This window comes from Micrococcus sp. APC 4021, assembly GCF_030407635.1.
Lineage (GTDB): Bacteria > Actinomycetota > Actinomycetes > Actinomycetales > Micrococcaceae > Micrococcus > Micrococcus luteus.
In genome coordinates this window covers 1-11407 of the sequence record NZ_JASDCZ010000073.1, presented here as the reverse complement: position 1 = coordinate 11407, position 11407 = coordinate 1, and the positions used below count along the sequence as shown (strand labels likewise).

Genomic DNA, 11407 nt, shown 5'->3' with positions numbered 1-11407 from the left:
GGAGGGCATGATCTCCATGTTCCCCCACGGCACGAGGCCCCGGCCCGCTCGTGAAGAGCGGACCGGGGCCTCGGGTGCGCGTCGCGTGCGCGACGGGCTCAGAAGCGGATGATCACTTCTTGGCCTTGGCGGCCACGACCTGCAGCTGGACGGTCGCGATGACGTCCTCGTGCAGGCGGACCTGGGCCTCGTGGTTGCCCACGGACTTGATGTGCGCCGGCAGGGTGATCGAGCGCTTGTCCACGGAGCCGAGGCCGGCGGCCTCGATCGCCTCGGCGACGTCGGCGGTCTGGACGGCGCCGAACAGGCGACCCTCCGCACCGGCGGTGCGCTCGAGCTTCACGGTGGCGGACTGGAGCTGCGCGGCCTGGGCCTGCGCGTCCTCCAGGTTCGCCACGGCGCGGGCCGCGCGGGCCTTCTGCAGGGACTCGACCTGCTTCTCCCCGCCCTTGGTCCACACGGTGGCGAAACCGCGCGGGAGCAGGTAGTTGCGGGCGTACCCGTTCTTGACCTCGACCACGTCACCGGAGGTGCCGAGACCGGCCACTTCCTGGGTCAGGATGAGCTTTGCCATCTGGGTGTTCCTTCCTTCGCTCGCTCGATCAGCCGCGGCCGGCGCCGGCGTAGGGCAGCAGGGCCACCTCGCGGGCGTTCTTGACGGCCTGGGCGATCTTGCGCTGCTCCTGGACGGTCACGCCGGTCACGCGACGGGCACGGATCTTCCCGCGGTCGGAGATGAACTTGCGCAGCAGGGCCACGTCCTTGTAGTCGATCTCGGTGATCTTGGCGGCCTTGAGCGGGTTGGACTTCGGTTTGGGCTTGCGGAGTTCAGCCTTCGCCATCGTGGTGCTCCTTCAGAGTTCTCTGGAGCCCGCAGAACGGTTCTGCGGGATGGGATCACGCGGCGTCCCGTGCCGGGCACGGGGCCGTGTGCAGTGCGGCCCGGCGGTGCCGGGTCGCGGGTGGGATGGGCCGCCGGGGCGGCCCTCCGGGCGAGGTGCGCCCGGACGGAGAGGTCCGTGGTGTTCCGTGTCCGTCGCGGCCGTGGGGGCCGCGCCCGGTCAGCGCAGGATCAGAACGGGGGCTCGTTGGAGGACGGGGTGTCCCATCCGCCGCCACCGCCGCCGGACCAGGGGTCCTGCGGTGCGGCCTGGCCGCCGCCCTGCTGCTGGCCGCCCCAGCCGCCGCCCTGCTGGGCGCCGCCGAAGCCGCCGTCGTTGTTCCCCCCGAAGCCGCCGCCGGCCGGGGCGCCGCCGAAGCCGCCCCCCTGCTGGCCGCCGCCGAAGCCACCGCCGCCGCCACCGCCGCGCTGGGCGCGGGTGACCTTGGCCGTGGCGAACCGCAGCGCCGGGCCGACCTCGTCCACGTCCAGCTCCCAGCTGGTGCGACGGTTGCCGTCCCGGTCGTCGTAGGAGCGCGCCCTGAGGCGGCCCTGCACGATCACGCGCATGCCCTTGGTCAGCGACTCCGCCACGTTCTCCGCGGCCTCGCGCCAGACCGAGCAGCGCAGGAACAGCGCCTCGCCGTCCTTCCACTCGTTGGTCTGGCGGTCGAACGTGCGGGGCGTGGACGCGACGGTGAAGTTCGCGACGGCCGCGCCGTTCGGGGTGAAGCGCAGCTCCGGGTCGGCGGTGAGGTTGCCGACCACGGTGATGACGGTCTCGCCTGCCATGGTCACTCCTGTCTTCGGGGGTTCTGCCGGTCAGTGACCGGATCCGGGGATCCGGGACTGCTCAGCGGGGTTCCGGTGGGGGCGTCGGGGACTGATCCGATGCTCTCAGACCCTCCGGACACGGTACGAGGATCACTCAGCGGTGATCTTCTGCTCCTCCGGACGGATGATCTTGGTGCGCAGGATCGTCTCGTTGAGGTTCAGCAGACGGTCCAGCTCCTGGGTGGCGGCCGGCTCCGACTGGAAGTTGACGACCACGTAGATGGCCTCGGACTTCTTCTGGATCTCGTAGGCGGTCTTGCGGCGACCCCACACGTCGATGTTGTCGACGGTGCCGCCGGCGTTCGTGACGACCTCGAGGTACTTCTTCAGGGTCGGCTCCACGGTGCGCTCGTCGACCTCAGGGTCGATCAGCACCATCAGCTCATAAGCACGCATGCGAACCCACCTCCTCTGGGCTTGCGGCCGCGGTCTCTCCGCGGCAGGAGGTTCTGTGCTCGTCGTCCGTGTGATGCTCCGCGCTCTTCGGCGGCACACAGACAACCTGATGCATCCTAGCAGTTCGACGAAGGGGCGCTGGCGGGGCGCTGGCGCCGCGTCCACGCGCGCGGGTGCCTCCCGCGCCGACGCCTCCCGCGCGTCGAGTCCGCGAGCCAGATGATTCAGTCGTTTTCCGGCCGCTTCTACGACCGAAATCTCTGGCTCACGCCCGTCCAGGAGCAGAAATCTCTGGCTCGCGCCCCCCACGCGCAGCCTCACACCCCGCGGAAGAACTCCCGCACGGCCGCCGTCAGGTGCTCCACGTCCCGCACGCCGCACATCTCGCGCGCCGAGTGCATGGACAGCAGGCCCAGGCCCACGTCCACGGTCCGGATGCCCAGGCGGGTCGCCGAGATCGGGCCGATGGTGGAGCCGCAGGGGACGTCGTTGTGGGAGACGAACTCCTGGAACGGCACCCCCGCCACGCCGCACCAGCGGGCGAACGCGGCCTCTCCCCCCGCGTCGGTGGCGTAGCGCTGGTTGGCGTTGATCTTCAGCAGCGGGCCGTGGTTCACGCGCGGGTGGTTCACGGGATCGTGCCGCTCGGCGTAGTTCGGGTGCACCAGGTGGCCGGCGTCCGCGGACAGCAGCCAGGACCCCGCGATCGCCCGCGCCCGGCCCTGCCCGGCCACGCCGAGCGCCTCGAGCACGCGCCCCATGATCTCCTCGAGCAGCGGACCGGCCGCCCCGGACCGCGACGCCGACCCCAGCTCCTCGTGGTCGAAGGCGGCGAGCAGCGGGATCACCGGGGCGCCGGCCGCCTCACCGGCCACCCCGCCCGCGACGGTCCCCTCGTACGCGATCGCCCCCTCGGCGCCGCCGTGCTCGCGCGCCAGCTCCTCGAGCGCCACGAGGCCCGCGTGCACCGAGCTCAGGTTGTCCAGCCGGCCCGACGCGAAGAACTCGCCCGCCAGCCCGAAGAGTCCGGGCGCCTGGGCGTCGGCCACCACGACGTCGTGCCCGCGCACCGCGGCCGGGTCCACGCCGGCGGCGGCCGCGAGCGCGGTCAGCACGTCACCGGGCACGCGGGCGGCCAGACCGTCGGCCTCCGCCTCACCGGTGCCCTCGCCGCGCGGGGCGAGCGCCCCCACGACGGGGTTCGTGTGCCGCTGCCGCTTCAGCGTCAGCCCCTCGTTGACCTCGCGGTCCAGATGGATGGCCAGCTGCGGGATGCGCCCCACGGGCCCGGTCGCGGCGAGCACCTGCGTGCCGTCGTCGAGGGCGAGACGCCCGGCGAACCGCAGCTCGCGGTCCAGCCACGAGTTCAGCAGCGGGCCGCCGTACACCTCGACGCCGGCCTGCACCCAGCCGTCGGCCGTCACGGTGGCCGGGTTCGGCTTGAGCTTGAACCCCGGCGAGTCCGTGTGCGCGCCGAGCACGCGGAACACCGGCACGACGCCGGCGCTCGGCCCCGCCTCGTCCGGCCCGGCCGCGCGCGCCTCGGCGCCCTCGTCCCGGCCCAGGGCCCCGGCGCCCGTCGGCACGATCCAGGCCACCGCCGCGCCGTCGCGCACCACCACGTAGCCGCCCGGGGCCGACGGGAAGTCGACCGCCTCGTCCAGGCGGGTGAAGCCGACGGCCTCCAGGCGGCGTGCGACCTCCTCCGCGGCGTGGTAGCTGGAGGGCGAGGCGGTCACGAAATCGGCCAGGTCCCGCAGGTGGGCGGGCAGCTCGGCGGCGGTGTCACGGGTCACGGGGGTCATGCCCCGACCGTACCGCGCCCCACCACCCCGTCCGGCTACCCTGGCCCGAAAGCGGGCCCGCCGCATCGCCCGCCCGTCAGCGCAGGAGGAGCCCGCCGTGGACATCATGATCGCCGTCGCCGTGGGGGTCTTCCTCCTGGTGGCGTGGACCGTGGGCGGCTGGGCCATCGTGCGGATGGGCTTCACCCGGGACGGGGACGCGGCCCGCACCCCCGCCCACGACGACGGCGCCGCGCGTCCGGCGCACCGTGGCCCGGCCGCGGACCCGGCCACCGACCCCCACGTGATCTGGCGCGAGCAGATGAAGGCGGCCACGGCCGCCTCCGGGGCGCAGTGCGTCTGTCCGCCGCCGCCCCGCGAGGACGGCGCCGCCGAGGCGGGGACGAGCGCGCCGCCGTCGTCCCCGGACTGCCCGATCCACCGCTGGGACTACGCCTGAACCGCGGCCGGCCGGTCTGAGCGCCCCCGGGCCGGGCCGGCGTACGCGCCGGCGAGCGGGTCGGTGTCCGGGTGGCCGCCGTGGTCGCGCTTCACGAGGTCTTCTGCCGGGTGCAGCATCTCCCACACGACGCGCCCGCACAGCCACAGCAGCGCGAGCATGTGGGCGAGGATCGCGGCCACGTAGACGGAGTCGTCCATGGAGTGCTGCGGCGGGGTCTCGGCCACCCCCTTGGCCAGGTACATCCACACGGCGAAGAAGTGCAGCGCCTCCACCGTCTGCCACACCCAGAAGTCCCGCCAGCGCGGCAGGGCGAGCGCCAGGAGCGGGATCAGCCAGACCACGAACTGCGGTGAGTACACCTTGTTGGTGAGCACGAACGCCGCCACCACCAGGAACGTCAGCTGGGCCAGCCGCGGGGTGTGCCGCACCCGCACGCCGAGCACGAAGATCCCGAGGCAGCACACCGCGAAGGTGCCGTAGGCCAGCAGGGTCAGGGAGTCCTCCGGCACGAACGCCCACCCGGCCTGCGCGGCGGTCACGTCCCACGCGTGCCACACGCTGGACAGGCCCGGCCCGCGCTCGCCGGAGAAGGTGAAGAACACGGACCACGCCTGGAAGTTCACGACCATGAGCGGCACGTTGACCGCCGCCCACGCCGCCACCGTGCCCCCGGCCGCGAGCAGGAACGGCCGCCACCGCCGCGAGCGCACCGCCAGGATCAGCAGCGGCCCCAGGATCAGCAGCGGATACAGCTTCATGGCCGCGCCGAGGCCGAACAGCACCCCCGCCGTCAGGGACCGGCCGCGCGACCACGCGTACATGCCGCACGCCAGCAGGGCCACGGCCCACAGGTCCCAGTTGATGGTGCCGGCCAGCACGATCCCCGGGGCCACGGCCACCATGAGCCCGTCCATCCACCGACGCCCCGCCATCCGGACGGTCAGCACCGCGACGACGGCCCACAGCACCACCACGAACCCGAGGTTCACGAGCCAGAACACCACCGTGCCCTGCTCCGGCGAGAACGGCAGCGCCTGCGTGATCCAGGCCGCCACCGAGCCCACGACGGACATCAGCACGGGGTACTCGAACGTGGAGCCCGCCCGGAACGGCGCCCACGGGTCCGCCGCGAACCCGCGCCCGCCGTAGAGCGCGGCCCAGTCCGAATAGCAGCCCGCGTAGTAGACGTCCGGGGCGCCCCAGCCGTGCAGCAGGCACGGCGACTTCTGCAGCACGGCCACGACGGCGGCCAGAGCCACCAGCAGCCCCGTCAGCGCCACGGGCCCGGCCCAGGAGCCGGTCCCCCGTCCGGGGCCGTTCGCCGCGAGGCCGCCGGCGAGCTGGAAGCGGCCGCCGCGCTCGCCGGGGGCGGGCAGGGCCCCGGACGGTGCGCTGTCAGCGGAACGCCCGGCGGGGGCACCCGGGGCGGTCACGGCGTCGCTCGGGGTGCCGTCCGCGGCGTGAGTAGGCGGCTCGCTGGGGGTCGCGGCATGCGCGGGGGCCGGTCTCATGCCCCCATCCTAGGAAGCCGCCCGGACACCGGACGGGCGGGGCCGCCGTCGTCGGTCGTAGACTGGCGGGGTTGATCCCCGGGTGAGCGCCCCGCCGAACGGTGTGGGCCCCCTGCGCGCGCTCCGCGTGCCCGCACCCGTTCCGGACAGTCGAGGAGAGAACCAGACCGTGGCCACCAACCCCATCCGCGTCGCCATCGCCGGCGTGGGCAACTGCGCAACATCCCTCATCCAGGGTGTGGAGTACTACCGCGAGGCGAAGGCCACGGACACGGTCCCGGGCCTGATGCACGTGCAGTTCGGCGACTACCACGTGTCGGACCTCGAGTTCGTGGCCGCGTTCGACGTGGACGCGAAGAAGGTCGGCCTGGACCTGTCCGAGGCCATCACCGCCTCCGAGAACAACACCATCAAGATCGCGGACGTGCCCCACGCGGACGTCACCGTCCAGCGCGGCCCCACCCTGGACGGCCTCGGCAAGTACTACGCCGAGACCATCGAGGAGTCGGAGGCCGAGCCCGTGGACGTGGCCCAGGCCCTCCGCGACGCGGAGGTGGACGTGCTGGTCTGCTACCTGCCCGTCGGCTCGCAGCGGGCCACCGAGCACTACGCCCAGGCCGCGATCGACGCCGGCGTCGCGTTCGTGAACGCCCTGCCCGTGTTCATCGCCGGCACCCCGGAGTGGGCCGAGAAGTTCACCGCCGCGGGCGTGCCGATCGTGGGCGACGACATCAAGTCCCAGATCGGCGCCACCATCACCCACCGCGTGATGGCCAAGCTGTTCGAGGACCGCGGCGTCACCCTGGACCGCACCTACCAGCTCAACGTGGGCGGCAACATGGACTTCAAGAACATGCTCGAGCGTGAGCGCCTGGAGTCCAAGAAGATCTCCAAGACGCAGGCCGTCACCTCCAACACCTCCGCGCAGCTGGGCGAGAAGGACGTGCACATCGGCCCGTCCGACTACGTGGCCTGGCTCGACGACCGCAAGTGGGCGTTCGTGCGCCTCGAGGGCCGCAACTTCGGCGACGCCCCCGTCTCGCTCGAGTACAAGCTCGAGGTGTGGGACTCCCCCAACTCGGCCGGCGTGATCATCGACGCCGTGCGCGCCGCGAAGATCGCCCTGGACCGCGGCATCGGCGGCCCGATCCTCTCGGCCTCGTCCTACTTCATGAAGTCCCCGCCCGTGCAGCACAACGACGACGCGGCGCACGAGCTCGTGGAGGCCTTCATCCGCGGCGACATCGAGCGCTGACCCGCCCGGTCCCCGCGCCCCCACGACGACGCCGGCCCGTCACCTTCCCGGTGGAGGTGACGGGCCGGCGTCGTCGTGGGGGCGCGTGCCGCCCCGGCCACCGCGCTCAGCGCCGCGCGCCGAGCCGGTCCTCGATGGTGAGCCGGACGAGCTGGGCGTACATGGCCTGGCCGTCGGCGCGGGGGTGCACGCCGTCGGCGGAGAAGTCCGTGACGTGCTGCTTCGCCGCGGCGTCCCAGTCCGCCAGGACGATCCGGTCCGGGTGGGCCTTGGCCTGCGCCTCCATCTGCACCTGCACGTCCGCGATCCAGTCCATCGGGCCGTGCGGCACCACGAGCACGAGCAGCCGGTCCTCGCCGACGGCCGCCAGGATCTTCTCCCAGTCGCCCCGGTGGGTGGTGCCGTTGGCGCCCAGGGCCACCACGACGACGTCGCTCAGCTGGCCGTCCGCCTTGAGCTTCTCGATCTCGTCCGCGGCGTCCCAGATCTGGTAGCCCACCTCCGCCTCGAGCAGCATCCCCGGCAGCTGCTCCAGGAGCGTGGGCGCGGCCGAGAGCGAGACGGAGTCGCCGATCAGGGTGACGTCCGGGCCGAGCTCGGACGGCGGCAGGGCCGCGGTGAGCTGCTCCTTGGAGTACGTGGGGCGCGTGACGGCCGGGTCGCCGAGCCCGAGCCCGGACGGCTCGGCGGACGACCCGGGCGAGGGCGTCGCACCGGCGGAGCCCTCCGCGTCCCCGGGGGCGGCCGAGCCGGGCGAGGCCGAGGCCGATGCCTCGGCCCGCTTCGACTGCTCCGCCGCCCGGGACTCGCGGGCCGCCTGCTGGGCCGCCTGGGCGGCCTTGAGGGACTCCTCCGCCTGGGCGATGTCCTGCTCGAGCTGGGTCTGCGCGGGCGAGTGCACCACGGCGGCCACGGCCGCCGCGGGGACGGCCACGAGCCCCAGCGCCGTGGCGGCGGCCGCGAGCCGGCCGATCGGCCCGGCCCCGCCCGTGAACGCCCGCCGAGCGGCTGCGCCCCAGCGACCGAAGGCACCCCTGAACCCCTCGTGGAGGATGGGCTCCTCGATCAGCCGGGTGCTCAGGTCGGCGATCAGGGCGGTCAGCAGCAGGATCGCGCCGGCGGCCACGGGCTCGACCCACCCGGGGGCGTCCACGGGCACCATCACGCGCATGATCACGAGCAGCGGCCAGTGCCACAGGTACGCGGCGTAGGAGCGGCGCCCCCACCAGCGCAGGAACCCGTTGCCCAGCGCGCGAGAGAGCGAGTCGCGCCGGTCGCCCTGCACCACGTGCCAGACGATGAACGCGACGACGGCGGACAGGCCCGCCAGCACTCCGCGGTACGTGCTCGCGTGGCCGCCGTCGACCAGGGCGAAGCCCGCCGCGAGCACCGCGACGGCGCCCCACGCGACAGCCACCCGCGTGGCCGAGGTCCGCGGCTCGGGGCCGCCGTGCTCGGGCCGGGGCACATGGGCCAGGCCGATCGCCACGCACGCGCCGAACAGCAGGCCGAAGGCGTGGGTGTCCGTGCCGAAGTAGAGGCGGGCCTGCTCGAACCCGTGCCACGAGCCCCAGGCCATCCACGCCGCGGAGGCCACGGCCGCGACCGCGACCGCGAGGATGCGGCGTCGGTCCGCCACCCGCCCCGAGTTCACCGTGCTGCGCGGCGGCCAGGTGAGCAGGAGCAGCCCCCAGAGGAGCAGGGGCCAGAGGATGTAGAACTGCTCCTCGATCGCCAGGGACCACAGGTGCTCGAACAGAGGCGGCGAGGCGCGGTTGAAGTAGTCCCCGCCCTCGAGGATCATCACCCAGTTGCTGGTGTAGGTCAGGGCGCCGAACCATTGGCGACCCAGGCCCGCGGGGAACTCGTCCACCGCCAGCCACGCGAGCGCGGTGGTGCCCACGAGCGCCATCAGCATGGCCGGGATGAGTCGTCGGACGCGCTTCATCCAGAAGGTGCCCAGCGCCACGCCCCGGCCCGCGTCCACACCGCGGACCAGGCCGGTGGTGATGAGGAAGCCGGAGAGCACGAAGAACATGTCCACGCCCACGAACCCGCCGCGCAGGAAGGTGGGCCAGGCGTGGAAGACGAGCACGGCGAGCACCGCGATCCCCCGCAGCCCGTCGAGGGCGGTCACCCGGCCGGGGCCGCGGCTGACCCGCGTGCCGACCTTGACGGCGGGCACGCCGTCCTGGGGCGACAGGGCATGGCGGGGCACGGGCGCGGTGCGCTGGTCGGAACTCACAGCGGTCGATCATTCCATCCCGACCTGGATGGGCCAAAGCCTCCGGCTATCCCCACCCGCCCCACCGCGTTGGGGGCGGTTTCCGGCGGTATTCCGCTCCCAAAGCACCGGTTTCCGCCCCGGAAGGGGGGGCGGGCGCCGGTCAGTGGTCGCGCAGCGCTTCGATGAGCTCGTCCTTGGTCATGGTGGAGCGGCCCTCGATGTCGAGCTCGCGGGCCCGCTTCTCGAGCTCGTCCTTGGTCCAGTCCTCGTAGGAGCCGGCCTCGCCGCCGCGCTCGGCGACCTCGTCCCGGCCGTCCCGGGCGGAGGCGTTGGCGATCCGTGCGGCCTTCTCCTCGCTCGCGCCCTCGCGGCGCAGCGCCTCGTAGACCTCGGGGTCCTTGATGCTGGAGGTGCCGGGGCCCATGGGGGCGCCGTTCTTCTCGGCCTTCTTCTCAGCCATGCGGCCAGTGTGGTCCCGGCCCGACGACGGGTGGAAGGCCCGCCGCGCCGCCTCAGTCCTGCTGGGCCTCCGGCTGCTCGGCCCACCAGCGCCGCAGCTCCGCCTCGGCCTCGGCCTGCTCGTGCGGGCCCTCGTCGAGGCGCCACTCGAGCAGGTGGTTGTACGCCCGCCCCACCACCGGGCCCGGGCGGATCCCCAGCAGCGCCATGATCTGCTGCCCGTCCAGGTCCGGCCGCACGGCGGCGAGCTCCTCGGCCTCGGCGATCTCGGCGATGCGCCGCTCGAGGTCGTCGTACGCGTGGGCCAGCCGCTCGGCCTTGCGCCGGTTGCGGGTGGTCACGTCCGAGCGGGTCAGCGCGTGCAGGCGGGGCAGCAGGTCGCCGGCGTCGTGGGCGTACCGGCGGACGGCGGAGTCGGTCCAGCCGGCGTCGCCGTAGCCGTAGAACCGCATGTGCAGCTCCACCAGACGGGCCACCGCCTTGATGGTGTCGTTGTCGAACTTCAGGGCACGCAGCCGCTTGCGGACGAGCTTGGCCCCCACGGTCTCGTGGTGCCGGAAGGTGACGGCCCCGCCCTTCTCGAAGCGGCGCGTGGCCGGCTTGCCGACGTCGTGCAGCAGCGCCGCCAGGCGCAGCACGGGGTCGGGGGTCGACGGCGCGTACTCACCCTCCAGCTCCATGGCCTGCTCCAGCACGGTCAGGGAGTGGGCGTAGACGTCCTTGTGGCGGTGGTGCTCGTCCGACTCGAGCTGCAGGGCGGGCAGCTCGGGCAGGACGTGGTCGGCCAGGCCGGTGCGCACGAGCAGGTCGAGGCCGGCGCGCGGGTGCGCCCCGCACACGAGCTTGACGAGCTCCTCGCGGACGCGTTCGGCGGAGATGATCGTGATCCGCTCGGCCATCGCGGCCATGGCCTCCTCCACCTCGGGGGCCACGGCGAAGCCGAGCTGGGAGGCGAACCGGGCGGCGCGCATCATGCGCAGCGGGTCGTCGGAGAAGGAGTCCTCGGGGGTGCCGGGGGTGCGCAGCACGCCGGCGTGCAGGTCCCGCATGCCGCCGAAGGGGTCCACGAGCTCGAGGGCGGGCAGGCGCAGGGCCATGGCGTTGACGGTGAAGTCGCGGCGCAGCAGGTCGTCCTCGAGGCTGTCGCCGAAGGCCACCTGCGGCTTGCGGCTGGCCGGGTCGTACTGCTCGGCCCGGTAGGTGGTGACCTCGAGCTGCCAGCCGGCCTTGCGGAAGCCGATGGTCCCGAACCGCCGCCCCACGTCCCACGTGGCGTCCGCCCAGCCGGCGCCCACGGCCTCGGACGCGTCCGGGTCGGCGTCCGTGGTGAAGTCCAGGTCCGGCGACGTCCGCCCCAGGAAGAGGTCGCGGACCGGGCCGCCCACCAGGGAGAGCTCGTGGCCGGCGGCCTCGAACCTCCGCCCCAGCTCCACGACGACGGCGGGCAGGGTGGCGTCCGCGGGGAAGCCGGGGGGCAGCGCGTGGGTGGCGGTGGTCAGATCCATGATGCCTACAAGGGTGCCAGACGGTCCCGGCACGGGCCCGCGCGGGCCGGGCTAGAGTTGACGGCATGACCCGCCCCGATCCCTCCGCGCACC

General features: G+C 73.6%; 11 protein-coding genes. 2 read left to right on the top strand and 9 right to left on the bottom strand.

The genetic code is table 11. The features are described 5' to 3' along the window. Nucleotides 1-112 precede the first annotated feature (112 nt). The 5 genes from rplI to QL983_RS07655 form a co-directional block, all read right to left on the bottom strand. Nucleotides 113-574 carry a 50S ribosomal protein L9 gene (gene rplI / locus QL983_RS07675; RefSeq protein WP_002857787.1) on the bottom strand — a complete coding sequence of 154 codons (462 nt, stop codon included), beginning with the start codon at nt 572-574 and terminating at the stop codon, nt 113-115. A gap of 28 nt (nt 575-602) precedes the next feature. Then, nucleotides 603-842 carry a 30S ribosomal protein S18 gene (gene rpsR, locus QL983_RS07670; RefSeq protein ID WP_002857788.1) on the bottom strand — a complete coding sequence of 80 codons (240 nt, stop codon included), beginning with the start codon at nt 840-842 and terminating at the stop codon, nt 603-605. Nucleotides 843-1072: 230 nt separating this feature from the next. Next, complete coding sequence (locus tag QL983_RS07665; RefSeq protein ID WP_002857789.1) at nt 1073-1672, bottom strand: single-stranded DNA-binding protein; 600 nt, start codon at nt 1670-1672, stop codon at nt 1073-1075. A gap of 132 nt (nt 1673-1804) precedes the next feature. Beyond that, the gene (gene rpsF, locus QL983_RS07660) at nt 1805-2110 is read right to left on the bottom strand and encodes a 30S ribosomal protein S6 (RefSeq protein WP_002857790.1); all 306 of its coding nucleotides are present in this window, start codon (nt 2108-2110) and stop codon (nt 1805-1807) included. Nucleotides 2111-2427: 317 nt separating this feature from the next. Then, nucleotides 2428-3915 (bottom strand): M18 family aminopeptidase, encoded by a 1488-nt coding sequence (locus tag QL983_RS07655; protein ID WP_230297525.1) that lies wholly within the window; start codon nt 3913-3915, stop codon nt 2428-2430. Nucleotides 3916-4021: 106 nt separating this feature from the next. Here QL983_RS07655 and QL983_RS07650 point away from each other — a divergent pair, with 106 nt between their 5' ends. Continuing rightward, nucleotides 4022-4354, top strand: a complete 333-nt coding sequence (locus tag QL983_RS07650; RefSeq protein ID WP_230282499.1) for a hypothetical protein — start codon at nt 4022-4024, stop codon at nt 4352-4354. Here QL983_RS07650 and QL983_RS07645 read toward each other — a convergent pair. Then, the gene (locus QL983_RS07645) at nt 4345-5868 is read right to left on the bottom strand and encodes a glycosyltransferase 87 family protein (RefSeq protein WP_230282456.1); all 1524 of its coding nucleotides are present in this window, start codon (nt 5866-5868) and stop codon (nt 4345-4347) included. The two genes, QL983_RS07650 and QL983_RS07645, sit on opposite strands and share 10 nt — an antisense overlap. Before the next feature lie 169 nt (nt 5869-6037). Between QL983_RS07645 and QL983_RS07640 the strand changes: the two genes are divergently transcribed. After that, nucleotides 6038-7123, top strand: a complete 1086-nt coding sequence (locus tag QL983_RS07640) for an inositol-3-phosphate synthase (RefSeq protein ID WP_010079791.1) — start codon at nt 6038-6040, stop codon at nt 7121-7123. A gap of 106 nt (nt 7124-7229) precedes the next feature. On the opposite strand, the gene QL983_RS07635 is transcribed toward QL983_RS07640, so the two are convergent. The 3 genes from QL983_RS07635 to QL983_RS07625 form a co-directional block, all read right to left on the bottom strand. Beyond that, nucleotides 7230-9368: an acyltransferase family protein gene (locus tag QL983_RS07635; RefSeq protein ID WP_230297526.1), complete on the bottom strand. Its 2139-nt coding sequence runs from the start codon at nt 9366-9368 to the stop codon at nt 7230-7232. Between the two features lie 142 nt (nt 9369-9510). Beyond that, nucleotides 9511-9810, bottom strand: coding sequence for a Rho termination factor N-terminal domain-containing protein (locus tag QL983_RS07630; protein ID WP_122054785.1), 300 nt, complete (start codon nt 9808-9810; stop codon nt 9511-9513). 52 nt (nt 9811-9862) lie between these two features. Then, on the bottom strand, nt 9863-11314 hold the full coding sequence (locus QL983_RS07625) for a CCA tRNA nucleotidyltransferase (protein ID WP_122054787.1): 1452 nt from the start codon (nt 11312-11314) through the stop codon (nt 9863-9865). Nucleotides 11315-11407: the final 93 nt, after the last annotated feature.